Origin of the sequence: Paenibacillus forsythiae T98 (genome assembly GCF_000520735.1) — a bacterium.
In the GTDB taxonomy this organism is placed as follows: Bacteria; Bacillota; Bacilli; order Paenibacillales; family Paenibacillaceae; genus Paenibacillus_AQ; species Paenibacillus_AQ forsythiae.
In genome coordinates this window covers 1-25164 of the sequence record NZ_ASSC01000677.1, presented here as the reverse complement: position 1 = coordinate 25164, position 25164 = coordinate 1, and the positions used below count along the sequence as shown (strand labels likewise).

The 25164-nt window shown below is 56.4% G+C and carries 19 protein-coding genes and 2 pseudogenes; 6 read left to right on the top strand and 15 right to left on the bottom strand.

What is annotated here, in order from left to right; genetic code table 11:
• The 7 genes from L692_RS0120830 to L692_RS0120795 form a co-directional block, all read right to left on the bottom strand.
• A partial coding sequence (locus L692_RS0120830) for a DEAD/DEAH box helicase (RefSeq protein WP_025701961.1) occupies positions 1–1206 on the bottom strand: 1206 nt, incomplete at its 3' end.
• Between the two features lie 128 nt (positions 1207–1334).
• The gene (locus L692_RS0120825; RefSeq protein WP_025701960.1) at positions 1335–3005 is read right to left on the bottom strand and encodes an ABC1 kinase family protein; all 1671 of its coding nucleotides are present in this window, start codon (positions 3003–3005) and stop codon (positions 1335–1337) included.
• A 1-nt stretch (position 3006) separates the two neighbouring features.
• The gene (locus tag L692_RS0120820) at positions 3007–3414 is read right to left on the bottom strand and encodes a phasin family protein (RefSeq protein WP_269636739.1); all 408 of its coding nucleotides are present in this window, start codon (positions 3412–3414) and stop codon (positions 3007–3009) included.
• A 49-nt stretch (positions 3415–3463) separates the two neighbouring features.
• Complete coding sequence (locus L692_RS0120815; protein WP_025701958.1) at positions 3464–4102, bottom strand: ThuA domain-containing protein; 639 nt, start codon at positions 4100–4102, stop codon at positions 3464–3466.
• Positions 4103–4292: 190 nt separating this feature from the next.
• The gene (locus tag L692_RS0120805; protein WP_025701957.1) at positions 4293–5105 is read right to left on the bottom strand and encodes a uroporphyrinogen-III synthase; all 813 of its coding nucleotides are present in this window, start codon (positions 5103–5105) and stop codon (positions 4293–4295) included.
• A 69-nt stretch (positions 5106–5174) separates the two neighbouring features.
• A complete protein-coding gene (locus tag L692_RS0120800; protein WP_025701956.1) occupies positions 5175–7250 on the bottom strand; it encodes a methyl-accepting chemotaxis protein in 2076 nt (691 codons plus the stop codon).
• A gap of 234 nt (positions 7251–7484) precedes the next feature.
• On the bottom strand, positions 7485–7880 hold the full coding sequence (locus L692_RS0120795; protein WP_025701955.1) for a Fur family transcriptional regulator: 396 nt from the start codon (positions 7878–7880) through the stop codon (positions 7485–7487).
• 232 nt (positions 7881–8112) lie between these two features.
• On the opposite strand from L692_RS0120795, the gene L692_RS0120790 reads away from it, so the two are divergent.
• The 3 genes from L692_RS0120790 (at position 8113) to L692_RS0120780 (ending at position 11752) form a co-directional block, all read left to right on the top strand.
• Positions 8113–9231, top strand: coding sequence for a diguanylate cyclase (locus tag L692_RS0120790; RefSeq protein ID WP_051503551.1), 1119 nt, complete (start codon positions 8113–8115; stop codon positions 9229–9231).
• A 183-nt stretch (positions 9232–9414) separates the two neighbouring features.
• A complete protein-coding gene (locus L692_RS0120785; RefSeq protein WP_025701953.1) occupies positions 9415–10962 on the top strand; it encodes an FAD-dependent oxidoreductase in 1548 nt (515 codons plus the stop codon).
• 70 nt (positions 10963–11032) lie between these two features.
• Positions 11033–11752 carry a 3-ketoacyl-ACP reductase gene (locus L692_RS0120780; protein WP_025701952.1) on the top strand — a complete coding sequence of 240 codons (720 nt, stop codon included), beginning with the start codon at positions 11033–11035 and terminating at the stop codon, positions 11750–11752.
• 182 nt (positions 11753–11934) lie between these two features.
• On the opposite strand, the gene L692_RS0120775 is transcribed toward L692_RS0120780, so the two are convergent.
• From L692_RS0120775 to cidR, 5 genes are all read right to left on the bottom strand, one after another.
• Positions 11935–13839, bottom strand: a complete 1905-nt coding sequence (locus L692_RS0120775; protein WP_025701951.1) for an ABC transporter ATP-binding protein — start codon at positions 13837–13839, stop codon at positions 11935–11937.
• Positions 13836–15581 (bottom strand): ABC transporter ATP-binding protein, encoded by a 1746-nt coding sequence (locus L692_RS0120770; RefSeq protein WP_025701950.1) that lies wholly within the window; start codon positions 15579–15581, stop codon positions 13836–13838. The genes L692_RS0120775 and L692_RS0120770 overlap by 4 nt, the downstream gene beginning before the upstream one ends.
• Positions 15574–16041 carry a MarR family winged helix-turn-helix transcriptional regulator gene (locus tag L692_RS0120765; RefSeq protein ID WP_025701949.1) on the bottom strand — a complete coding sequence of 156 codons (468 nt, stop codon included), beginning with the start codon at positions 16039–16041 and terminating at the stop codon, positions 15574–15576. Before L692_RS0120765 ends, L692_RS0120770 begins: the two co-directional genes overlap by 8 nt.
• Before the next feature lie 234 nt (positions 16042–16275).
• On the bottom strand, positions 16276–16512 hold the full coding sequence (locus L692_RS0120760) for an aspartyl-phosphate phosphatase Spo0E family protein (RefSeq protein WP_025701948.1): 237 nt from the start codon (positions 16510–16512) through the stop codon (positions 16276–16278).
• A gap of 134 nt (positions 16513–16646) precedes the next feature.
• Positions 16647–17534, bottom strand: coding sequence for a cidABC operon transcriptional activator CidR (gene cidR, locus L692_RS0120755; protein WP_025701947.1), 888 nt, complete (start codon positions 17532–17534; stop codon positions 16647–16649).
• 112 nt (positions 17535–17646) lie between these two features.
• Between cidR and L692_RS29650 the strand changes: the two are divergent.
• A pseudogene (locus L692_RS29650) lies at positions 17647–18009 on the top strand (CidA/LrgA family protein); the annotation flags it as partial.
• A gap of 4 nt (positions 18010–18013) precedes the next feature.
• The gene (locus tag L692_RS0120745) at positions 18014–18697 is read left to right on the top strand and encodes a CidB/LrgB family autolysis modulator (protein WP_025701945.1); all 684 of its coding nucleotides are present in this window, start codon (positions 18014–18016) and stop codon (positions 18695–18697) included.
• Between the two features lie 89 nt (positions 18698–18786).
• On the opposite strand, the gene L692_RS0120740 is transcribed toward L692_RS0120745, so the two are convergent.
• Both L692_RS0120740 and L692_RS0120735 read right to left on the bottom strand, forming a co-directional pair.
• Complete coding sequence (locus L692_RS0120740; protein WP_025701944.1) at positions 18787–19755, bottom strand: Gfo/Idh/MocA family protein; 969 nt, start codon at positions 19753–19755, stop codon at positions 18787–18789.
• A 155-nt stretch (positions 19756–19910) separates the two neighbouring features.
• Positions 19911–22217, bottom strand: a complete 2307-nt coding sequence (locus tag L692_RS0120735) for an ATP-dependent DNA helicase (protein ID WP_025701943.1) — start codon at positions 22215–22217, stop codon at positions 19911–19913.
• A gap of 199 nt (positions 22218–22416) precedes the next feature.
• Between L692_RS0120735 and L692_RS0120730 the strand changes: the two genes are divergently transcribed.
• Positions 22417–24306, top strand: coding sequence for an LTA synthase family protein (locus L692_RS0120730; RefSeq protein ID WP_051503550.1), 1890 nt, complete (start codon positions 22417–22419; stop codon positions 24304–24306).
• A 225-nt stretch (positions 24307–24531) separates the two neighbouring features.
• Here the strand turns inward: L692_RS0120730 and L692_RS34135 are convergent.
• Positions 24532–24688, bottom strand: a pseudogene (locus L692_RS34135) (IS1182 family transposase); the annotation flags it as partial.
• Positions 24689–25164: the final 476 nt, after the last annotated feature.

Here is a 25164-nt window from a genome sequence, read left to right as displayed (position 1 = left end):
CGGCCCGCGCCCGGCCCGCGCGGCCTCGGGCGCTCTGCCCGCACGAGCGCCGCCGCCCGTGCCTGTGGTGAATCGGGCCTCGCCGAACTCGCCCTTCTCATAGCGGCGGCGCTCCAGCCGCTGCGCAATGCCGCGCTCGATCATCTCAAGCCCGGCGCGGTCGCGCGCCGAGGCGAAGGTGATCGCCAGCCCTTTGCCGCCCGCCCGCCCGGTGCGGCCGATGCGGTGGATATAGCTGTCCACATCGAGCGGCATATCGTAGTTGAAGACATGGGTTACACCTTCCACGTCAAGGCCGCGCGCGGCGACGTCCGTGGCCACGAGAAGCTGAAGCTTCGCCTCCCGGAACGTCTTCATGACCGCTTCCCGCTTGTTCTGCGACAGGTCGCCATGCAGCTCATCGCAGTCGTAGCCCGCTTCCCGCAGCGCGTCGCTCAGCTTCGACACCCGGCGCTTCGTCCGGCAGAAGATAATGGCCAAATACGGCCGGTCCCGTTCAATCAGCGCCTTAAGCGCCTCTTCCTTGGCGCGGTCGGTACATTCGACGACCTGCTGGCGGATATTGTCCAGCGGAATCGGGGAACCGCTCTTTATCACAATATCGATCGGCTGTTTCATATAACTGGCCGCAAGCTGCTTGATCGGGTCCGGCATGGTCGCCGAGAACAGCATCGTCTGCCTCCGCGAAGGGATCGCCGTAATAATGCTCTCCACCTCGTCCAGAAAGCCCATATGCAGCATCTGATCCGCTTCGTCGAGCACCAGCATATGGACTCCGCCCAAAGCCAGCGTCCCGCGGCGCATGTGGTCCAGCAGCCTTCCCGGCGTGCCGATAATGAGATGCCTGCCGCCCTCCAGCTTCCGCAGCTGCTTCTCGACATCCTGTCCGCCGTACACCGCCAGGATCTTGATATCGCTCTGGCTCGTCAGCTTCCGCGCTTCCTCCGTGATCTGGAGCGCCAGCTCCCGCGTCGGCGCCATAATCAGCGCCTGCGGGAACGGGCGGTCCGTCCTGATCTTATCCAGTATCGGCAGCAGAAAGGCCAGTGTCTTGCCCGTACCGGTCTTTGCCCTTGCTATGACGTCCAGACCCTGTACAAGCGGCGGAATCGCCTCAGCTTGCACCGGAGTAGGCTGTGCAATTCCATTCCCCTTAAGAAGCGCGGTCAGCGCCTCCGAAACTCCCAAATCTTTAAATCCTGGCAATTTCTTCACCTCTTCATTTCAAAATATTCAGCGATACATGAAAAGCGGAAGAACTCCAAGCAGAGCTCTTCCGTCCTGTGTTCTTCCTATTCTAACCGCAATCCCGGCTAGGTTAATCCTATTCTGCCCTAGAAGCGTCCCGATTTAAAAATCGAGTACAGCAGCCAGATAAACATGAACAGCGCAACCACCGAGCCAATTTCGACGGTGGGGAAATTCCATAGCATTGACGGCTCGCGGCGCAGAGACGAACCGATAATCAGCCCAACCATAATAATGCTGAACGCCAGCAGCACGATGCTGAAGGAGAGCCGGTTGCCAATCCGGTCCAGCTTGCGCAGCAGGCTCTGCAGCTCGGGCACGCCGACCTCCACCTTCAGCTTGCCCTTGCTGATCAGCGCCGACAGCTGCCGGGCTTGTCCGGGCAGCTCCACAAGGCTTTCGGCAAGCTCCGCAACTCCGCCGAGCAGCTTCCGCTGCAATCGGCTGCTGCTGAAGCGCTGCTTCACAAGCTGCCTGCCAAAAGGCTCCGCCATTTGAATGATGCTGAAGGAAGGGTCCAGATTGCCCACGACCCCTTCCAGAGTCAGCATCGTCTTCCCCAGCATCGCCAGATCGGGCGGAATCGCCAGATGATGCCGCCGGGCAACCGCGAACAGATCATTCAGCGCCTTGCCGATGCTGACCTGGCTGAACGGGACATCATAGTATTCCTCTCTCAGCCGGTCCATGTCCTCATAGAGCGCGGACGGGTCTGCATCCTCCGGAATGACGCCAAGGCGTAAAATTGCCCGGACCATGGCTTCCGTATTTTTGCGCATCAAAGCGATAATGAGACTCGACAGATGATCCCTTGTCTCCTCGCTCAGCCTGCCGACCATGCCGAAATCAATCAGCGCGATCTGCCCGCCGTCCGTCAGCATCACGTTGCCGGGATGGGGATCGGCATGAAAGAAGCCGTCGATGAAAATCTGCTTCAGCATAATATCCACCAGGCGCTCCGCGGTATCCTTGAGATTCACGCCCCTGCTCAGCAGCGCTTCGCGCCGATTGAGCGTAATCCCCTCGACAAACTCCATCGTCAGCACGCGCGAGGAGGTGTAATCCCAATAGATGGCCGGAATATACACCGATTTGTTGTTCACAAGCTGCTGCGCGATTCTCTCCGCGCTGCGGCCCTCCTGGCTGTAGTCCAGCTCGTTCATCAGCGATCTGGAGAACTCCTCCGCCATCCGGGAGACACTGTACTGTCTCGCCCAGCCCAGCCGCCTTTCGGCAAGCCCCGTCAGATCGCGGAGAATTTCCAGGTCGCGGCTCATCATGCGCATCACGCCGGGCCGCTGAATCTTGATTGCGACCGGCTGCCCGCTAAGCAGAACCCCGCGGTGAACCTGCCCGATGGAAGCGGCGGCAAGCGGCGTCTCCTCAAAAGAGTCGAAGATCTCGCCAAGCGGCTGATCCAGCTCCTGTTCCACAATATTCCGGGCCATTTCCGCCGGGAAAGGCGGCACATGATCCTGAAGCTTCACCAGTTCATTAATAATCGACTCCGGAAGCAGGTCCGAGCGTGTGCTGGCGACCTGCCCCAGCTTCACAAACGTTGGGCCTAAATCTTCCAGCACCAGCCTGATCCGCTCTCCCAGCGTCCGGGTGGGATGCTGAAGCTCCTGCGCTCCCAGCCGGCGCGGAAGCGACAGAACGCGGTACAATCCCAGTTCTTCCACCATAAAGCCGAAGCCATGGCGCATCAGCGCCATGGCGATGGAACGGTAACGTCCGGCATGTCTGATCCGGACCATTTCAATCGGTATGCGTATCCGGCACGATTCCTTCTACCGGGAGCGTTCCTTCTTGGGATGTGCCTTCAAGTTCAGCCAAGCGCCGCTCCAGAACGGCTATCCGTTCCTCCAAAGCGGAGATGTCGCTTTTTACCGGAACATTCAAGTCCTTAAGCACGCGCTGCACCTGCTCCTGAACCGCCGACTTGAACACGCCCCGTTCTTCTTCGCCCCGCTCGATCAGCCGGTCGACAAGCGCCTTCGATTCCGAGGGAGCCACTTCTCCCCGCTTGACCAGCTCATCTACAACTTTTTCCACCTTTTCCTTGCTGACAACGGTAAGTCCCACTCCTAAAGAGATCGCTTTTTTCAACAAATCGCTCATAGTCTCTTCCTCCTTGGATTCCGTTTTGCTAAAGGCACGGGGCAACAACTAAATTATACCCTACCCAAAGGGGGGCGTACAAAAGGAAGATTCTCTACTGCCGGATCGGAATCCGGGCCGCCCACGTGGCGGCTTGCAGAAGCAGGGTCCGCACCGCCGGATGGCGGAACGACGGCTCATGATGTCCGGGCATCAGATAGACGACCCGTCCAAGACCATAGCTATGGCACCAGCCGGCCGGCCACCACTGTCCGCCCGCCTCGAATTCGAGCAGCACCGTCTTCTCCGTAAACGGATCGAACTCATAGCGGTACGGCTCTTCCTCAAGCGAGAAGCTCTCGACCCCCTCGGTTATATCATGCTCGCGCGTACGGAATTCAAGCGGTCCGTATGGCGGATGTCCGGCAAATCTGGCGCCGATCAATTGGGCCAGCTCATTCCGGTTCGCAAGGGACACGCCCGTATGTAGAACGATGAGCCCGCCGCCGCCAGCGACATAGCTTAATAATCCGGCCGTCTGCTGCGGGGAAACCGATTCATTCCACAGCTCGTTATAGGCGATGCACAGATCGTAGCCGCTCAAATTCTCGCTGAGCAGCATTTTTCTGTTTTCCGTGCACTGGACGATCATCAGATCGTTTAATATATGGGTAATTTGCTTATCCACACCCTGAAGCGGATGGAATCGGGGATGTGTGTATTCGCCCAATAGCAGACATTTTCTTTTATCCATAAGGGCCTCCTCGTTTAAGATCCGTAATCAATCCATTCATACTGCCTATATTTTAAGGAAAATGATGCCGGATGTCCATTCAAAGGAAGCGAACACCCCTTCCGCCTGCCAATCCGCGAAAATATAAAGAGCATTTCCGCCCAAACCGCAAAGCGGAAATGCTCTTATTTCCCTTGACGCCGGGCACGCTCTAGCTCCGGGCGGCCAAATAGCGGCCAAGCTCCACGATCATGCTGCCCATCCGTTCCTGCTCCGGCATGATGATCCGCTTCACTCCGGCCTCCTTCAGCGCATCGGCTGTAATCCGGCCCACCGCAACCGCCAGCACGCCGTTCTCAAAAGCGTGAAGCATCGCCTGCAGCCTGCCGCAGCCGAGAGCGTATTCCGCCAGAAAGCGCATCTGCGGCGCGCTGGTGAAGGCAACGGCATCGACCTTCTCCTCCGTGATCTCCGTCAATAACCGCTCAAGCTCCTCCTGCTTCGGAGGCGTATGCCGATAAGGCAACACCTGCCGGACTTCCGCGCCGACTTCTTCAAGCCAGGCGTTCAGCCGTGGAGCGGGGTCGCCATGCAGCTGGAGAATCACCTTCTTGCCCCGAAGATCGAAGGGCGCAAGTCCACGGATCAGGCCGGTCGTGCTTCCGTCATCGTCGCGGACGTCGGGGACAAGCCCTCTTTTCTTGAGCGCGTTAACCGTCTTGTAGCCCCGGGCCGCGATCATTGAACCGGCCAGAGCATCCTGAAGCCGTTCCTCAATTCCCATGCTGCCCGCTGTCATGAACAGCGCGTCAAGCCCCATGCCCGTTGTCAGAATCGTCCAATCGGGGGGATTCGCGGTCCAGAGCTCCAGCTCCTGGCGAAGCTCCTCGTCGTCAAGAAACACGGTGCCCTGGGCGGGCCGCAGCAGCGCGGTTCCGCCCATGTTGCTTATCAGCTTAGCCAATTCCTCCGATTTGCGCGGACCGGCGAGAGCGACGGTGATGCCTGCCAGTTGATCTGCCATGGTGCTGCCTCCTTTTCTCCCCTTGCCGATGCCTAACAGTATACTTGCAAGGAGGCTCAAAAGAAAGCTCTAGCTGGCTATTCCGGCAGGGCCATCCTCATCAGCCGAAGCATTCCCGCCCTTGACCTGCTCTTCGGAAAGCTTGCTCTCTGCGGCGGAATCGTACAGCTTGAACCGGCTGACCAGAGCCTGCAGCTCATCGGCCAGACGGCTGAGATCCGACGAGGACGAGGCGATTTCCTCGACGGAGGCGAGCTGCTCCTGCGCAGCTGCGGAAATCGTCTCCGTGTTCGCGGAGGTTTCCTGGGAGATGGCGCGGATAACCTCCATCGCCTGTTCCATGCCGCCCGCTTCCCGCGACAGCGTACGGACCCCTTCGCTCATCGCTTCAATCTTTTCCGCAGCGCCCTTGACCGCCCGGCGAATCCGCGAGAAGGAACGTCCGGTCGTATCGACCGCCATAATCCCTTCGGAGACCTTCTCCTTGGCATTGTTCATCGTTTCTATAGCGGCCTTCACTTCGCTGTGAATGGAAGAAATGACCTCCGAAATCTGGCTGGCCGATTTCTCCGATTCCTCCGCGAGCTTCCGGACCTCGGCGGCGACAACCGCGAAGCCGCGCCCTTGCTCCCCGGCTCTTGCCGCTTCGATGGAGGCGTTAAGCGCCAGCAGATTCGTCTGCCGGGCAATGCCCGTGATGATGCCGACGATGCCTACAATGCGGCCGCTGCGTTCATTCAGCTTGTCGATGACGGCGCCCAGTTCCTCGACCGTCACGTGAATGGCGTTGATCTTGTCGACGACCTCAATGACGGAATCGTTGCCCTCCGCCGCCGAACGGGTCGATTTATCCATCATTGCCGATACTTCATCCATATTGGCGGAAATTTTCTTTACCTCCGCAGCAGTCGCGACAGTGCCCTCGACCCCTTTATCTATACTCTTCACCTGCTGATCGCTGCCCGAAGCCACTTCCTGAATGGCAATGGTCACATGCTCGATCGCCTTGGTCGTCTGTTCGGCTCCGGCTGTAAGCTCCGCTGCCGAAGAAGATACGTTGTCGGTCATCTCCTGTACGCCAAGGATCATTTCCCTGAGACTCGCGACCATGGTTTTGAAATTGGAGGCCAGCTGGCCGATTTCATCCTTTCCGAAGGAACCGATATCCTGGGAAAGATCGCCCTTGCTGATAACCTCCGTCGCTTTGCTGAGTCTGCTGAGAGGCAGCAGCAGGGAACGTATAATAAAGTAGATCGGAATTAGGCCAAGCAGCAAGGACACGATAATGACGATCAGGGCGACCTTTCGGATACCATCCGAAGCGCCGGTAATTTCGCTGATGTTGATTGTGCCGGCAATTCTCCATCCGGTCAGCTTATTGACCTTGTATGTGAGGCTTTTCTCCTCGCCTTTGTAGGTATAATTGAACGTATCGGAATCCTTCTGGAACATTTTTGCTATAAAATCCTCGGAAGACACTTGACCGATGGTTTCCGTGGGATGCACGACGAACCTCTTGCCGCCGTCCGTAATGAGGATATACCCTTTCTTGCCGACCTTAAGATCGACCAGGCCGGCAAGCTGCTCCAGGTTCAACTCAAGAACGAATACGCCGTTCCCGTCTCTAAGCATGGCAGACAGGGAAACAACCGTTTCTTTATTGGCATTGCTCATTACCGGAGAAATCACTACGCCCCTGCCCTGTTTTACGGCGCTCGCATAAGCGGGCTCAAGGCGAGGGTCGTACCCGGCGGGCAGAGGGGTGTCGGAGGCCTGGATCATTTTCCCTTCGTCTGTCGCGACGTATACCTCCAGAACATCCGGATGGATCGCCGCATATTCCTTCAACCGGTCCTTCAGTTCCGCAAGGCCTTCCCCGTTCGCCTTGTTGCTGGCCGTAGCCGAGGACAGGGCATCGACAAAATAATTTACGTCATTTATTTTGGACTGAATATTCGAATTGACGATCTCATTGACAGCCGTGACACTTTCCTGCGCATTATTAATAAGCTGGTCCGTAACTGCGCTGCTGGCTGACCGATAGGTAAGCGCTCCGATGATGATGCCGGGCACCATCAGCACAATCAGATAAGTGGCAATTAATCTGGTGCGCAGAGTCAAGCCGGCCTTGGCTTTCTTTGGCATTTTGTCTGTTCCCCCATTCAACTGGATAAAATAAGCAGCAAAGTGTTGTTTAATATAATGATATATCGGCAACCATTAGCTATAATTCTACTCTTTTCCCGGATTTCCTTATAAAAATATCCAGCCGATCCATGAACGGACATAAATAGGGCTCCCCGGCCGAATGGACCGGAAAGCCCTGTATACTCTTTACACCGGCATGAACGAGCGGCGCTCTACGCCGCATCGCGCAAGTTAGTTGACAGCCTTGTTGCGGCAAGCGGAACAGATGCCTCCAAAGACGACATGCGCATGGCCGATGGTATAGCCCGTTTCTTTGGCGACGGCCTCCATCCAATGCTCCGGCACATGACTCATCACCTCGTCGACGGCTCCGCAGCGCTCGCAAATGATATGCTGGTGGTCGTCCATTCTCGCATCATAGCGGCTGGCGGCCTCTCCCAGCTTCAGTTCCCTGATGAGCTGTTTGTCCGCAAGATAGCGCAGCGAATTATAGACTGTGCCATAGGCAAGGTTGTGGCCCCTCTCCACCAGTCGGTTCATAACCTCCGCCGCGGTCGGATGGTCATGCGATTCGCGGACGATATCGTAGACGGCTTGGCGTTGGGAAGTCAGATTGAGATGTCTCACTTCGATCATCCTTACTTTATTTTTAGATCAAGTATAAATCGCTGGCGTATTCCGGTCAATATCGGGAGCAGGGGCCTGGAATAACCTCAGATATTCCAAGAGACCTAAACTGTTCATAAAAATTCGATTGTTTTCGACAATTTTCTACAACATTCCTCACTATTTTTCATATAAAATAAGCAAGAGCCGCAATTGGAACGGCCACTTTATCCAAGGAGTTCCTGATATTGACATGATGATAGTTAAAATGATCAACTGCCTGTTCGCCAACTTTTGCATCCTGGTCACGTTTCTTTTTTTTTCGGGCATGTTGTCCAAGAAGTTTGCTGTGACCGGCCGTTCCACCAGCAAGCTCTTAAGCGTCGGCATCGGACTGCTCTTCGGGTTGTTCGGCATGATCCTGATGAAGTATTCTTTTCCGGTCGGCCAGGGCAGCTATGCCAATCTCCGCCATTTGACGATTGTCATTGTGTCCGCCTATATCGGCTGGGTGCCCGCCATCATTTGCGCGGCGGTCCTGGCCTTAAGTCGTGTTCTCTTCTATGGCTTGATGTACTCTTCGGTATCGGCAAGCGTCTCCCTGCTGCTGATTGGTCTCTGCTGCAGTTGGATTTCCACGCTCCGCTGGTCGCGAATGCGCATGGTTATGGTCGGAAACCTGATCGGCATGGGAATCAGCTTCACAACCCTTGCCACCAATCTGGGAAACCTCGAAACTGTCATGGAATTCTTTCCGATGCAGCTTGGCGTCACTCTTGCCGCCGGACTGGCCGTTTATTGTGTAGCCGAATATATTCAACGCTCCAACGATCTGTATACCCAGCTTGAAGTGCGGGCAGCTACGGACTACCTGACCAATCTCAACAATCTGCACCAGTTCCACCGCCACCTGGACACGGAGATGGCCCGGGCCGAGCGGCATGGGGCAAGTCTGTCGCTGCTCGTTATCGATATCGACCATTTCAAGAATATTAACGACACCTACGGCCATCCGGCGGGAGATGCCGTCCTGAAGCAGCTGGCCCGCCGGCTGTGCAACCATTCCCGGTCCTACGATATCGTGTCCCGCAACGGCGGGGAGGAGTTCACGATTCTGCTTCCCGACTGCCCGCTCCAGCAGGCGCAGAAGGCCGGAGAACGCATCCGGGCTGCTGTGGCGAACGACCGCTTCTTGCTGCCTTCGGGGAAAAAGGTCCAGCTCACTGTCTCCATCGGGGCCGCGTCATATCCTGAGAATATTCAGGATGCGGACGGAGACTTGCTCAGCCAATACGCGGACAAGGCGCTGTATGCAGCCAAGAACTCGGGGAGAAACAAGGTTTGCGCCGCCGACACTTACGCGGATGGCTGAGAAAAGCTCCATTTGCCGCTCCCTATCGTGACCCGTCCATCCCGGCTGCGCCGGAATCAAGCCCTCCTTGGTCGTCTCCGCTGCCGGCCGCTTGGCATATGCGCGCCTTGCGGGGAAGTTTCTTTTACCGATCCAGTGGTAATAACTGAAATGACGACTGTATAATTAAGGAGGAACTACGGGATGGAACCAGATAACAAATGGCCGGAGGGTCTGCCCAAGATGCCGGAATCGCTGTGGAGAGGAACGACAGAACTGCCTTCTTTTTCCCGGCTCGCGGAAGACCACGCCACCGATATCGCTATAGTGGGCGGCGGCATTACCGGAATTACCGCAGCCTACCTGCTTGTTCAGGAAGGCTGGAAGGTCACGCTGCTTGAAGGCAGCGAGCTGCTCTCCGGCACAACGGGCTTCACCACCGCCAAGATTACGGCGCAGCACGGCCTGATCTACAGCGACCTGGTGAAGCGCTTCGGCGAAGACAACGCCATAGCCTACTTCCGCTCGAACAGCGAGAGCCTGGAATGGATCGTGCAGACGGCGGAGAAGCTCGGCGTCTCCTGCGGCCTGGAGCGCGAGGATGCTTATGTGTACGGCAATCCGGACGACAAGAAGACGCTGAAGCGGCTGGAGGCCGAGTTTGAGGCTTACCGCAAGCTGGGACTGCCGGGGGAATGGGTCGATGATGTATCGCTGCCTATGCGCATTGGAGGGGCGATCAAGCTTCCGGGACAGGCCCGCTTCCACCCTCTTGAGTATCTAAAGGGATTGCTTCAGGCCTTTCTGGACAAGGGCGGAATCGTCTATGAGCACACCACGGTCAGCAGAGACGTCGAGAACGAGAGAGGGCTGACGCTCTTTACCGAACGGGGACGGCATCGCATCAAGTGCCGCCACGCCGTATCGGCCTCCCACTTTCCCTTCTATGACGGGGGAGAGATCTATTTTGCGCGCCTGCATGCGGACCGCGCGTACTGCCTGGCCTTCGAGCCCGAAACCGGCTACGAAGGCGGGATGTACCTGAGCGCCAGCGAGCCCAGGCGTTCCCTCCGCGCGGTAGAGTGGCAGGGCAAACGGCTGGTCATTGCCGCCGGCGAGAGCCATAAGGCGGGACAGAGCGGCTGTACGATCAAGCATTATGAGAATCTGGAGGTCTTCGCCGGAGAGCTGCTGGGCATTCGCCGGATTCCTTACCGCTGGTCCACCCAGGATCTGGTTACGGTCGATCAGGTCCCTTACATCGGCAAAATATCCGCCGACAAGGAAATTTATGTCGCCACCGGCTTTGCCAAATGGGGAATGACGAGCGGGACGCTGGCGGCGCGGATGATTGCCGATCAGATTCAGCGTAAACCGGGTCCTTATACGGAGCTGTACGATCCGTCCCGGTTCAAGGCAAATCCGGGTATCAAAAATTTCATTGCGCAGAACGCCAATGTGGCCAAGGAGCTTATCACGGGCAAGGTGGCGTTTCCGCATAAGAGCATTGACGACCTGGGACTGGACGAAGGGGCCATTGTCCGGCATGATGGAAAGCAGGTCGGTGCCTACAAGGACTCCGAAGGCCAGGTTCATCTCGTGGACAGGACCTGTACACATATGGGCTGTGAATGCGAATGGAACGAGAGCGAACGCTCCTGGGATTGCCCATGCCACGGCTCCCGTTACACCTTCGATGGCGAAGTGATTGAGGGACCGGCGACCCGGCCCCTGGTCAAACCGGACCTCTGATGTTTGTCAGCGACCCCGGTTAACCAGACAGAGACAGAAACTTATTTATTAAAGGAGAGGAAGTAAACCAATGGAACTTAGAGGAAAAACCGCAGTCATTACCGGCGCCGGCAAAGGCATCGGCAAAGCTCTGGCCCTGACACTTGCCAAGGAGGGCGCCAATCTGGGACTGATCTCCCGGACCGCCGCCGATCTGGAGGCTCTGAAAGCCGCCATCGCCGAAGTATACAACGTGAAAGTCAGCATTGCCGTCGCCGATGTATCGGTCCGGGAAGAAGCGGAGAGCGCGGTTGCAGCCATCCAGAATGATCTCGGCACGTTCGATGTGCTGATCAACAACGCCGGCGTCGCCAACTTCGGCACCCTGGTGGATATGGACCCGGAAGAGTGGAAGCGTCACATCGACATCAATCTGTTCGGCGTCTACTACGTTACCCGCGCCGCGCTGCCGTCCATGATCGAGAAGAAAGCGGGCAGCATCATTAATGTCTCGTCCACGGCGGGAGAGCGCGGCTTCGCCACCGGCTCCGCCTACTGCGCGTCCAAATTCGCGCTGATGGGCCTGACCGAGGCGCTCTTCCAGGAAGTGCGCAAGTTCAACATCCGTGTTACGGCTCTGACGCCGAGCACCGTCAATACCCCGCTGGCGGTCAATGCCGGACTGCCGATCGGCGACGAAGACCGAATGATGCAGCCCGAGGATGTCGCCGAGCTGGCGCTGACGGCGCTGAAGCTGCCGGACCGCGTATTCATCAAGACAGCGGGCATCTGGACGACCAATCCGCAGTAAGGGCCTGCCTCTGGCCCTTTATCCGTCCCTGGCGGAACGTTTGAAGTCATGGCCCATAACGGACGATATTCCCAGGCCCCAACCGGGCCGCTCTGTTCCGCCGGAAACCAACAAGCGCAGAACCGCTTCCCTCACGGGGATGAGCGTTTCTGCGCTGTTTTTCCATGTCCGCTTCTTATACGTTAAACGGCATTCGAAAGCTCTTCGCCCGAGAACTGGCTGTTGTACAGCTCGGCGTAGAACCCGCCTTGTGCAAGCAGCTCTTCGTGGGAGCCCTGCTCGATGACGGTGCCGTGATTCATTACGAGAATGAGGTCGGCGTCGCGGATGGTCGACAGGCGGTGGGCGATCACGAAGCTGGTTCTGCCCTCCATCAGCGAGTTCATCGCTTTTTGAATCTGCACCTCCGTCCGGGTATCGACGCTGCTTGTGGCTTCGTCCAGAATCAGGATCGACGGGTCCGCCAGAATGGCGCGGGCGATGGTCAGCAGCTGCTTTTGGCCCTGCGAAATATTGGAGGCCTCTTCATTCAGCACCGTGTTATAGCCCATCGGCAGCGTGCGGATGAAATGGTCGGCATGCGCCGCCTTGGCCGCCCGCACCACATCCGCCTCGGTCGCACCCTCGCGCCCGTAAGCGATGTTGTCGCGGATCGTGCCGTTGAAGAGCCAGGTATCCTGGAGCACCATGCCGAACCGGGCGCGTAGCTCGCTGCGCTTCATGTCCGTAATATCCACACCGTCGATCAGAATCTGGCCGCCGCTGAGCTCATAGAACCGCATCAGCAGGTTGATCAGCGTCGTTTTGCCTGCGCCGGTCGGTCCTACAATCGCGATAGTCTGTCCCGGTTTGACCTTTATATTCATATCTTCGATCAGGATGGCGTCTTCCTTGTATCCGAATTTCACATGGCTGAATTCCACCGCTCCCTTGGCAGGATGCCCGGTCTTTCCGGCCGCTGCCGCCGCGGTTTCCGCCACTTCCTCTTCCTCGTCCAGCAGCTCGAATACCCGCTCTGCGGAAGCGATGGTGGACTGAATAATGTTGGCGATGTTGGCTGTCTGGGTAATCGGCATCATGAACTGGCGCGAATACTGGATAAACGCCTGGATATCGCCGACCTCAATCATTTTTTTGGTGACAAAGATGCCGCCGACCACGCAGACCAGCACATAGCCCAGGTTGCCGATGAACATCATCAGCGGCATAATGATGCCGGACATAAACTGCGAGCGCCAGCCGGAATCGTAGAGCTGCTCGTTGATCCGGTCGAAATCCCGGAGCGATTCTTTTTCCCGTCCGAACGCCTTGACGATCCGGTGACCCGTGTACATTTCCTCGACATGTCCATTGAGCTGGCCGAGCGACTTCTGCTGGCTGACGAAATAGGTCTGCGACCGCTTGGTAATGCCTATAATCGCGACAAAGCTGAGCGGCAGCGTAATGATCGTGATGAGCGTCAGCCACGGGCTGATGGTCAGCATCATAATGATGATTCCGATAATCGTAATGACCGATGTGATGAGCTGGGTCAAGCTCTGCTGCAGCGTCGTACTAATATTGTCGACATCGTTGGTTGCGCGGCTCAGGATCTCCCCATGCGTCCGGGAATCAAAGTATTTCAACGGCAGCCGTTCCAGCTTGCTGTTGATCTGTTCGCGCATGTCGAATACGACACTCTGCGCCACGCCGGCCATGACATACTGCTGCATGTAGCTGAAGAGGGCGCTCAGCAGATACAGGCCGCCCAGAATAAGCAAAATTTCATTAATATAGCCAAAATCAATAGCCGCTCCCGGTACGCCCTGTATCCTGGCAAAGGCGCCTTCGAACAGTTTCGTTGTCGCCCTTCCCATAAGCTTCGGGCTGAAAATGCTGAATACCGTACTAAGGATGGCCGTAATAAGGACGACCAGCAATTGCATTTGCTTCGGACGCAAATACCCGATCAGCCGCCGCAGCGTTTTTTTGAAATCCTTCGCTTTTTCCGGTGGCAGCATCATGCCGGTTCCCCCGAAGCCGCCGGGTCCCCGGCGCTGGCCCTGCGATTGCTGGGGACGTTTATATTCCTGATTGTTGTCACTCATGCGATTTCCTCCTCTGACAGCTGCGAAGACACGATTTCGCGATAGACGTCGCTGCTTGCAAGCAGTTCGCTATGGCTGCCGATACCGACAATCCGGCCTTCCTCCAGCACGATAATCCGGTCGGCATCCATAACGGTGCTGACCCGCTGGGCGACAATCAGGACGGTCGATTCGGTCGTTTCCCCTTTGAGGGCCGCCCGCAGCTTGGCGTCGGTCTTGAAGTCGAGCGCGGAGAAGCTGTCGTCGAACAAATAGATTTCCGGCTTCCGCACGAGCGCCCGCGCGATCGACAGCCGCTGCTTCTGTCCGCCGGAGACGTTGCCGCCGCCCTGGGCGATTTCCGAATCAAAGCCGTCTTTCATCGCCGACACAAAATCCAGCGCCTGCGCGACTTCGGCCGCATGCCGGACCTCTTCATCCGTAGCGTCTTTCATGCCGTACCGGATATTGTCGCTGACCGTCCCGGTGAACAGCACGGCCTTCTGCGGCACATAGCCGATCTTGGCGCGAAGCTCCTCCTGGGTCAGCTCCCGGACATCGCCCCCGTCCACTAGCACCTCCCCTTCAACGGCATCGTAGAAGCGGGGAATCAGGCTGAGCAAGGTCGATTTGCCGGAGCCGGTCCCGCCGATGATCGCCGTCACCTCTCCCGGATGGGCGCTGAAGCTGATATCCGACAAGGCCGGCTGCTCCGCTCCCGGGTAGGAGAACGAAACATTCCTGAATTCCACGAAGCCGTGAAGCTCCCGCCCGGACGGCTGGCCTTCCAAAGAAGGCTTGACGTCTGGATCGGTGATCTCCGGCACCATATCAAGCACCTCATTGATGCGGACCGCGGACGCCGAGGCGCGCGGAATGAGCACGAACATCATGGAAACCATAATCAGCGAGAACATGATCTGCATGGCATACTGAATGAACGCCATAAGCGAGCCGACCTTAAGGTCCCCGCTGTCAATCCGGATTCCGCCGAAGTACAGAATGCCGATCATGGAAAAGTTCATGACGAACATCATCATCGGCATGAGCAGGGCCATGATTTTATTAACCTTGATGGCCGTATCCGTCAAGTCCCTGTTGGCCTCGCTGAATCGCTTCTGCTCATGCTGAATCCGGTTGAAGGAACGAATGACGCGAATGCCGACCAGATGCTCGCGCAGCACCAGATTCAGTTTATCGAGCTTGACCTGGCTCGCCTTGAAGAGCGGCAGCCCCTTGAGGCCCACGTAAGAAATCGCCAGAACGAGCACCGGTATGACCACCACAAAGACGAGCGAAAGCTTGGCGTCTTCGGATACCGCCATAATAATGCCGCCGATCATCATCATCGGAGCGCCGACCATCATCCGCAGCATCATCATCAGCACCGTCTGCACCTGGGTAATGTCGTTCGTCGTCCGCGTAATGAGGGAGGCCGTGCCCAGCTTGTCAAATTCGGTCAGCGTAAAGTTCTCCACATGGCTGAACACCTTAGAACGCGTGTTGCGTCCAAAGCCCATAGCCACTTTCGATGACAGAAAGCTGGCAATGATCGAACAGAGCGCGCCGCCGCCCGCCACGAGCAGCATAAACCCGCCGACTCTCCAGATTAAAGCCCGATCCTGATGTACAATCCCTTTATCCACGATGTCGGACATCAGGGTAGGGAGGTACAAATCGCCCATCGACTGCAAGAACACAAGCAGAAGAATCGCGGCAATCGGCAGCGAAAAAGGCCTCAGTTGTTTGAATAGCTTAATCATTCTCCTCATCTCCTTTCATTGGCAAGCGGTCAAGGTAACACGAATGCTCCTGGGCGAAGGCATGAACTTTCATGAGAAGCTCCGCCAGCCGGTTGCTGTCTTCTTCCCCCAGATAATCCACGAGCTTACTTAGGTTTGCGTCTATTTGCTTCTTCGCCTTCTTCGCAGCCTCACAGCCCCGCTCGGTCAAATGGACGCGCACCACTCTGCGGTCCTCCGGATCAGCCTGCCGGTATACCATCTCCTTCGCTTCGAGGCTGTTGATAAGCTGGGTGACCGTCGGCGGCGTCAGCCCCAGCAAACGGCTGATTTCCGACACCTTCGGTCCCTGCTTCCCGAAATGGGCATTTCTCGCAATACACATCATTAATGTAGTCTCGCTCGGCTTATGTCCTTCCGCAGCATGCTTCCAATGCGCTCTGTGCAATTGCTGCAGGGCGAACAGCAGCTTGTGGGGCACTTGCCGGCCATGATCTTCTTCTATCCCAATTGTTGTCCCTCCATCTGCCGGTGTCTCTCCGTAATTTAATTAGCATTCCTAATAATTATATAGTTTATTAATTAGGCAACCTAATTATATTTTCGCGTTTGTCCGTTGTCAAATCTTGTATGCGCTATCTAAATTCTTATATCTTAAAAAGACCCTTCCGCCATGCCGGCGAAAGGGCCTTGAGAATTATCAGTATAAACTGGGCTAGTTCATCGTTCTCCTTGAATTGGAGCCGTCGCTCCTATGGCGGCTGCTGCTCTTGCGGGTGCGAAGATTCTCCATCATTTTATTCTGCGCAAGCAAAATATAACTGTCAAGGCGCTCGCTTAGCTCAACAACGGTACGATCGCTGAGACTTCGCTCCTGGGCAACCTCCAGCAGTTCGCATCTGAGACTCTCTATGGTTACAAACAATTCCTCTTCCCTGCATTCTCTCAGCACTGCGTCACCTTCTCTCTATCACCGTCTAAACTCTATTATAATTCATGATGCCAAAAAACATATTTTGCAAAAAAAGAAAAATATGTCGATGATCCAAATTTTTCATGACAATCTTCTGTCCGTCCCGGCAGCGGCTACCGCTCCTTCAGCAGACCTTGGGCATAGGCGATCCATTCACGAGCGGCAAAGGACAGATAGCGTTCCTTGCGCCAGATCATGCCAAGCTGCCAGGGGATGGCCGGCTCGGTCATCGTAATGACGGAAATGCGCGAACGGTCCATGTCTCGGCAGATCGTCTGCGGCAGCAGCGCAATGCCCAGCCCCGCCGCGACCATCTGGGCGATCAGATCCCACTGGGAGCTCTCGTACACAACCATGGGCTGGAAGCCCGATTTGACGCATTCGGCGATCACACGGTCATGCAGGGCGAAATCCTCGCGGAACAGGACAAACTCCTCATCCTTCAGCTCGACCAGAGGAACCGAGCTTCGCCCGGCTAGCCGGTGCCCAAAGGGGACCAGCAGCTCCAATCTTTCTTCCACAAAGGAGAAAATATGGAACCGGTCTTCGCTCACGGGGAGAACAACGACGCCGATATCGAGCACGCCGGTCTCCACATCATTCTCCACCTTCTTCGCCCCGTCTTCGTACAAGCGAATGGTGACGTCCGGGTATTTACGGTGAAATTGTCCGATTACCGCCGGAAAGAAATTGGCTCCCACCATGGGCGGCAGGCCGATGCGGATGTGGCCCTGCTTCAGGCTGCGCAGGCTGTCCAGCTCGGAGGAGAGGCTGTTGAAGGATTCGACGATATTCTGAGCTTTGGCAAGCAGAATCTCGCCCGCGTCGGTCAGTTTAATGCTCTTGCCTTCCCGGTAGAACAAATCGGCTCCCAGCTCCTCCTCGATCTGCCGGATCATCTTGCTGACGGTCGGCTGGGTTATATATAATGATTTGGCCGCCTTGGAGAAGCTGTTCAGCCGGGCCGCCTCCACAAAATACTGCAACTGCCTGATGTCCAAAGCGTCAATCCTCCCATATAGACAAAATGAATATTATCTATTCGATATATTCATTTTACCTATGTAAATAATTATTGTAAAATTTCAATATAGCTTGAAAGGGGCGGACCTTATGAGAAAACTAATAATTGGAATGCTGCAGGTAGGTGCGCTGTCCGTGTTCTCCCTTGCAATGAGCGAACTTAGCTCTTGGTTACATCTTCCGATTCCCGGAAGCATTATCGGCATGGTTGTATTGTTCATCCTGCTGGAGACCGGCGTCGTCCGGCTTGGCTGGGTGGAAATCGGCGCATCCTGGCTGCTGGCCGAGCTGCTGCTGTTCTTCGTTCCCTCCGCAATCGGCGTTATGAAATACTCATCGCTGCTTGAGACGGACGGCCTCAGTCTGCTGGCGATTATACTTGCCGGAACCTTTATCGTTATGGCAAGTTCGGGGCTGCTGACAGCCCTTATCTTCAAGGTCAAGGAGGGAAAACAACATGCTGACCGGAATTCTGTGTCTGGTTCTGACTCTCGGAATTTATCTGATCTCCAAACGGATTTACGCGGCCAAGAGCAAAATGTACTTGTCGCCGCTGATCATTACGCCGCTTCTAATTATCAGCTTCCTGCTGATGACGGGCGTGTCCTATGATTCCTACAATGCGGGAGGCAAATGGCTTACCGACCTGCTTCAGCCGGCAACCGTTGCCTTTGCCATCCCTTTGCATAAGAACTTCAAGGTGCTTAAAAAGCACGCCGCCGAAATTGCGGCAGGCGTACTGTCAGGTACGGTGATGGCGGTCATATCCTCCGTTCTCCTGGCCAATTGGCTGCATCTCAGCAGCAAACTGGCCACCAGCCTGGTGCCCCGGTCGGTTACTACGCCGATCGCCATGAACATTTCGCAGAGCATAGGGGGCATACCAAGCATTACGGCCGTATTCGTTATTATGACCGGCGTACTTGGCACGCTGATGGGACCGACGGTCCTTCGCCTCTTCCGCATTGACAATGAAGTTGCGCGCGGAGTATCGCTGGGAACCGCCGCGCACGGTATGGGCACTTCCAAAGCCTTTGAGCTGAGTTCGCTGACCGGAACCATTTCCAGTATCGCGATGATCCTGACGGCGCTGTTTACGCTCAGCGTAACGCCCGCTCTACTCGCGGTCTTCCTCCACTAGGCCGCCCCGGCTTGGGCCGAAGACACCTGCTTCAAGCATGTTGCTTGAAGCAGCGTGTCTTTTTTTTCTGGCGCCCACTTCCGGGAGTTTCACAGCTTCACCGGCGCCTCCTTGCGGGCCGATTCCACAGCCGCGCAGGTCACCTTAAGCGTCTTGTAAGCGTCGGCGTAGTCGCTCAATATTCTGCTGCGGTCGCCGGTCCGGACGGCATGGAGGAAAGCCTCGCTCTCCAATACATAAGGGTTGCCGCTGCCGGCGTATTCCGTGCTGTCCCCGTCCCGCACCTCCAGCAGCCGCTGCGGACTCCAGTCGAGCAGTCCCCGGTCGTTGTAGAAGCTTAGGCCGACCTTGCCCACCGCTCCGGGAAGAACGCAGGTATTGGAGATATTCGCCACCACGCCGCTCGCAAGCTTCAGCGATACCGTGCCCACATCCGCAACGCTGACGCTGCTGCGCTTCTCATGCATGACCCGGCTGCCGAACATCGCATGCACCTCGGTCACTTCGCCCGCCAGATAGCGAAGCAGGTCCACAATATGCGTCGTCTGCTCGATAAACTGCCCGCCGGACAGCGCCTGGTCGCGCCACCACGCCGCATCCGGCATGCTGCCCATCCACTGTCCGACGACCATCCCGATTTTATCGCCCTTCAGCAGCTCTTTCAGCCGCTGGACGTTCTCCTGGTAACGGAAATGATAGCCTGCCGAGGTAAGAAGCCCGCTTTCCTTGATATCCTGCAGAAGACTGGCCGGAATTTCCGTGCTGACCCCAAGAGGCTTCTCCACGAAAAAAGGAATGCCTCTTCGGATCAGCGTCCGCTCAATCGCGCCGTGCGCCCCGGGCGGAACGCAGACGTAGACGGCGTCCAGCTTATGGGCGTCCAGCATTTCCGCAAGCTTCTCATACCCTGCCGCCGCATAGTGCCGCGCCACCTCTTCCGCCTTGTCCCTGCCGGTGCCGCAGACCGCCAGAAGCTTGACCTCCTTCATACCGGCCAGCAAGTCCGCATGCATCCTGGCGAACCCTCCGGTCCCCACCATACCGATGTTAAGCGTCATTTCCAAAACCCTCCGTTTCTGTGGCCACCCTTTTTCAAAAGATAGAATGTATAGATTTATGCTTATCCCCTTGCCTTATATCTCTACAAGAAACGCACTTAATATCCTCTATGGGATGCTTGTCGGGCGTTTCTTCTTGTAAAAATTATACTGCGTTATCCAAGCACCCGGTAGTCTCTCCACTCCTCCGGCAGCAGCCATAAATACGGAGGCCGCAAAAAGCGGTCATCGGCCAGCACGATCACTCCGGTATCGCTTTCACTGCGAATGAGGCGCCCTCCCGCCTGCAGCACCTTGCACATCCCCGGGTAGACGTAGGCGTAATCAAATCCGTTCTTGCCCTGCGCGCTGAAATATTCCCGCAGCAGGTTGCGCTCCAGCCCAAGCTGGGGCAGGCCGACGCCAACAACCATCACCCCGCCGAGCCGGTCTCCCGGCAAATCAACCCCTTCCGAGAAAATCCCGCCCAGCACGGCAAAGCCGAGCAGCGTCTCCTCGTTGTCAGGGCGAAAAGCTTCAAGAAACCTCTCCCGTTCTTCTTCGTTCATACCGCTTCCCTGCACCAGCATCCTGACCCCGGGCTGGCCAGCGGCAAAGACATCGTACACTTTCTGCAAATACTGGTAGGACGGAAAAAAGACCAGGTAGTTGCCTTTGCGGGCAACCATCGCCGCCAGCGCCTCCGAAAGCGGCCCAAGCGAATCCTCCCGGTCGCGAAACCGCGTCGACACAGGCACAATGCCGACCTTCCACTGCTCCTTGCGGAAAGGAGAAGGAATCGTAAGGCTGTAATCCTCCTCGCCCGCCCCGAGCATCTCCCGGTAATAGCGGAGGGGCGACATCGTCGCCGAGAAGTAAATCCGGCTGCGGAAGCCCTTGGAGGACTGCGTAAGGAGATGCGACGGGTCCAGATTGAACAGCTTCAGAAAGACATCGCCTTTGTCCGTTTCCGCGTAAGTGATGTAACGCTCGTCATACATTTTGCAGGCGCGCAGCATCGCCTGAGCGGCATAGAAGGACTCCAGCAGTACGTCTTCCTGCTCCCCTTCCGGAAGCCGCGCCGGAGCAGAACCAAGCAGTTCCCGCTCCGCCTCCTGCACGAACGATTCCAGCAGACCCGGCAGTTCCTCGGGATATGCGTTCCATGCGCGCGAGCCGGTCTGCCCGCACGCTTTGCGCAGAGCAATGAACAAGGTGTTGACGCTTCCCGCTGCGGCGCCGAGCGCGCGGTTCGCCCCCTTGTAGCGGCGCTTCATCGCCAGGAACGGCGCTTTGCGCAGGCTTGCCGAGAACATGTCCCGGCCGCGGTCGACCAGATTATGGGCTTCGTCGACAAGCAGCGCCGTATCCTTCTTCCGTTCCTCAAGGAGGCGCTTCAGGCCGATGCGGGGATCGAAAATATAGTTGTAATCGCAGATCATGGCGTCGCTGACATACGCCGCGTCCAGCGACAGCTCGAACGGACATACCGTATGCTTGCGCGCGTATCGCTCCAGAGTCTGGCGGTCCATCAGCGTTTCGCCTCCCAGCATATCCATCAGCGCGCCGCCAATCCGGTCATAATACCCGTCGGCGAAGGGGCAGTAGTCCGCTCCGCAGAGCCCCTCCTCCCGGAAGCATGCCTTTTCCTTCGCCGTGATTGTGACGACATGCAGATGAAGGCCCCCGGCGAACATCAGGGCGAAAGCATCCTGAGCGGCCAGCCGCGTCACGGTCTTGGCCGTCAAGTAAAACAGGCCGCGAAGCCGCCCCTCCCCCGCCCCCATTGCCTTGACTGCCGGAAATAGGGTCGACATCGTCTTCCCGATGCCCGTTGGAGCCTGAGCGAACAGGTTCACACCGTCCGTGATGGACTTATAGACGGCGCCGGCCAGGCGCCGCTGCCCCTCGCGGTAGGCGGGGAACGGAAATTCCAGCCTGCGGATGCTTTCGGTCCTGCGCTCGCCATGCCGAAGCAGCAGAGCCGCATAGGGGGCGTACGCCGCAGCCGTAGCGTACGCAAAAGCCGCAGCCTCTGCGGCGGAGACGAGCCGCTTGAAGCTCCGCCGCTCTCCCGTCCCGTTGTGCACATAGGTGAGTCTGGCCGTGATACCCGAAAGCTCCTGTTCCAAAATAATCATATGCGCATACATTAAAGCCTGGGCCCAGTGCACCTCACGGCCCTCCTCCGGCAGCTCCGGCGCTCCCGTCGACTTGATCTCCTCGACGGTAAGACTCCCGTCTGCGGACCGCAGCAGTCCGTCGCAGCGTCCGAAGACGGCGAGAATCAGGCCATCGCAGGGAATTTCCGCGCTAAGGTACACTTCCTTGCGGTCGTCTTCTTTATACTGCTGCTGGATCTGCTGGTGTATGCGCGTCCCCTCCGCCAAGGAACCGGCGCTGCGAAAGCCTGGTTCAAGGCTGCCGCTGCGGTACACATACTCCACAAGCGCTCTTACTGAAACGGATACGACGGAAGCCAAGGCAGGCCCCTCCTTTCCACAGCTTTCCTGCTGCTCTTCACTGCGATTTTCTTCGATTACGGCGCTTCTCCGCGTCTAAAGCTTGATTCCCGGCTGAAAAGGTGAACGGCGCCCGGAAGCGTTCGGGTTTACACCTTTTGGCTCAATCTTTCTAGTTTTGACATTCCGTTTACATAACGGCATAATGGATTTTGGTATGATGGTTAACATCCAGAAAGAAGGCGATGCCGTGTCATTTATTAACGTTAGACGGTGGTTGATTAAACCTTTTATTTTTTTCACCATCATGTTTATTCTTAAGAGCTATTTGGCCTGGGCGGTTATATTTGATAATCTGCTGCCGTGGAAGTCGCTGCTGACCGAGATCCCTTTTGCCTGGGCACTGTTCTGCATTATCGAGCGTTTCGCGTCCAAGCGCAAGCTTGGCTATTATATGACGGTGAATCTGCTGGTAACGGCGATTTTCTTCGCGGCAATTATGTATTTCAAATATTACGGCGTCATCGTAACCTATCATGCGGCTGAGCAGGTCAATCAGGTGACCGCCGTCCGCAACAGCGTATTTTCACTGATGGACCCTTATTATCTGTTGATTTTCGCCGATGTTCTCGTATTAGGGTATTATTTTCTTTTTAACCGGAACGGACGGATGTTCAAGAAGGAACAAATTAACCGGGGGCGCGGCAGCCGGAAGTTCTCGGCTCTGTTCGCCGCGTCGCTGGCGTTGTGCCTGTTCAATGTGCTGCCGAACAAGGCCAGCATGAACGAAATCAAGAAAGCCCAGGAGATGGGCATCCTCAATTATGAGGCCTACACGATCTTCGCTCAAGACAAAATCGACCTGGTGAAAGCCAGCGACATTACGCAGGAAGCCGTCGATGCGGCCAAAGGGATCAGCGTTCCGGCCAATCCGCAGCTTCAGGGCGCGGCCAAGGGCAAGAACCTGATTATTCTGCAGATGGAATCGCTCCAGAACTTCCTCATCGGTCTTAAGGTCGACGGCAAGGAGATCACGCCGAACCTTAACGCCGTAATGAAGGAAAGCTTGTACTTCCCTAATTTCTATCAAATGGTCGGCCAGGGCAACACCTCGGATGCGGAGTTTGTCGTCAATACGTCCTTCTATATCCCCCCACGGGGCGCGGCCACCCAGATGTACGTCGACAAGGTGCTGCCGAGCCTGCCGCGGCTGATGGAGAAGAACGGCTACCAGACGGCTACCTTCCACACGAATGATGTAGAGTTCTGGAACCGCGGGGAGCTTTACAGCTCGCTTGGATGGGGGAAATATTACGATCACCGGTTCTTTGGCGACGAGGACACCTTCTTCTTCGGTCCTTCCGATGAGGTGCTGTACCGCAAAACGACCGCCAAGCTGAAGGAAATGAGCGCGAGCGGCCAGCCGTTCTACGCCCAGATCATTTCCATGTCGGCCCATCATCCGTTTACGATTCCCGAGGAAAAATACAAGATGAAGCTGCCGGAGCGATATGAAGGCACCTTTGTCGGCGATTATATCCGGGCGCAAAACTATGCCGACTACACATTTGGCCAACTGGTTCAGGAGCTTAAAGAGAATGGCCTTTGGGATAACAGCCTGATTATGATTTACGGAGATCATATGGGCCTTCCGATTTACTCGCTGGACCATGACGACATTGAATTGATGACCGAGATTTACGGCCATGAATACGGGTATGCCAATATGACCAATATTCCGCTGATTATTCACGGGGCGGGAGACGCGCAGCCGCAGACTCTGGAGCAGGTCGGGGGAGAGATTGATATTCTGCCGACCGCTGCCAATCTGCTCGGCGTATCCCTGAAGGGTCATCTGCATTTTGGCCAGGACATCATCAATCAGCCTTATAACCTTCTGCCCGAGCGCTATTATTTGCCGTCCGGCTCGTTTATTGCAAGCTCCGGACTGCTTATTCCCGGCAACAGCTTCGAGGACAATACGCAATATCCCCTCGCGCTGGGCGGCAAACAGCCCGCCGCCACCGAGGACGAATACAACCGGGCGCTCCGGCTGCTGCAGCTCTCCGACAGCTATGTGTCCCAGCTGCCACTGAAGCCAACCGAATAAGCTGCGCAGCTATTGGCTGCACACCTGGCGATAGCCTCCTCAGCCCTGCAGCCGAAGACAGCGCCTTAGAGATAATCGTGAAGCTTACAAATTCTTATAGTTTCAAAAAACAAGCCGGCCGGTCAAGGGATTCAATCCTTGGCTAGCCGGCTTTTTGGGTCCGCCGTATGTTTCTTCATATTGTCAGCGAGCGAAGGCCGCCCCGCCTCCAGCATGTCTTATCCACTCACTTCGGAATCGCTTAAACGTCGGGCGCTGTCGTCCGGCCAGCCACATGAACGGGATAGCTTCCCGCACGGCTTTGGCGATTTGACGGAAAGCGCCGGGTGTCGGCGTAGAGGGTGATTAAGGTGAGCGGTTTAGGGCAATAGCGGTATCTTCCTCAAATCTTTTGGTCACCTCATTACCTTTCCTCTGGGGCCATCCCCGTTTGGGACGACCCGCTGTTGACATATACTGCTGCGAGCATGGCTGCGCACTTCTTGACGCCCACGACCAAGGGGTAAGGCCACGTTGTTGTAATTGAAGTTAAGAGTCTGGAAAATGGGCCAAAAGTGCAGGTTTTTCCAATCCAAATCCCCCATATATAGAGAAATCCTGATTTTTTACAGGTATTTGAGGCTGTATGAACTGAATGCAAGACTGGATGAAGGAAAAAACTGTATATTAGCAGGTCTGTGATACAAGGAGGGTTCTCACGCGGCCAAAGGATGCACAATTTCAGGCTTTCTACCTGACCTGCGTCATCACCCACTTCGTCGCCCGCATCATCGCCCGCTTCATCGCCGCACCTGGATTCCCTGAATAACGGAACGCCCCCGTATCTCCCGCCTGATTGATTCCCGCATCAAAAAATAA

Bases quoted from the DNA above. Each gene is read 5' to 3' on its own strand.
- L692_RS0120785 (WP_025701953.1), top strand. From the start codon at position 9,415: ATGGAACCAGATAACAAATGGCCGGAGGGTCTGCCCAAGATGCCGGAA.
- L692_RS0120825 (WP_025701960.1), bottom strand. From the start codon at position 3,005: ATGGTCCGGATCAGACATGCCGGACGTTACCGTTCCATCGCCATGGCG.
- L692_RS0120730 (WP_051503550.1), top strand. From the start codon at position 22,417: ATGGTTAACATCCAGAAAGAAGGCGATGCCGTGTCATTTATTAACGTT.
- L692_RS0120790 (WP_051503551.1), top strand. From the start codon at position 8,113: ATGATGATAGTTAAAATGATCAACTGCCTGTTCGCCAACTTTTGCATC.
- L692_RS0120815 (WP_025701958.1), bottom strand. From the start codon at position 4,102: ATGGATAAAAGAAAATGTCTGCTATTGGGCGAATACACACATCCCCGA.
- L692_RS0120740 (WP_025701944.1), bottom strand. From the start codon at position 19,755: ATGACGCTTAACATCGGTATGGTGGGGACCGGAGGGTTCGCCAGGATG.
- L692_RS0120780 (WP_025701952.1), top strand. From the start codon at position 11,033: ATGGAACTTAGAGGAAAAACCGCAGTCATTACCGGCGCCGGCAAAGGC.
- L692_RS0120805 (WP_025701957.1), bottom strand. From the start codon at position 5,105: ATGGCAGATCAACTGGCAGGCATCACCGTCGCTCTCGCCGGTCCGCGC.
- L692_RS0120800 (WP_025701956.1), bottom strand. From the start codon at position 7,250: ATGCCAAAGAAAGCCAAGGCCGGCTTGACTCTGCGCACCAGATTAATT.
- L692_RS0120770 (WP_025701950.1), bottom strand. From the start codon at position 15,581: ATGATTAAGCTATTCAAACAACTGAGGCCTTTTTCGCTGCCGATTGCC.
- L692_RS0120775 (WP_025701951.1), bottom strand. From the start codon at position 13,839: ATGAGTGACAACAATCAGGAATATAAACGTCCCCAGCAATCGCAGGGC.
- L692_RS0120745 (WP_025701945.1), top strand. From the start codon at position 18,014: ATGCTGACCGGAATTCTGTGTCTGGTTCTGACTCTCGGAATTTATCTG.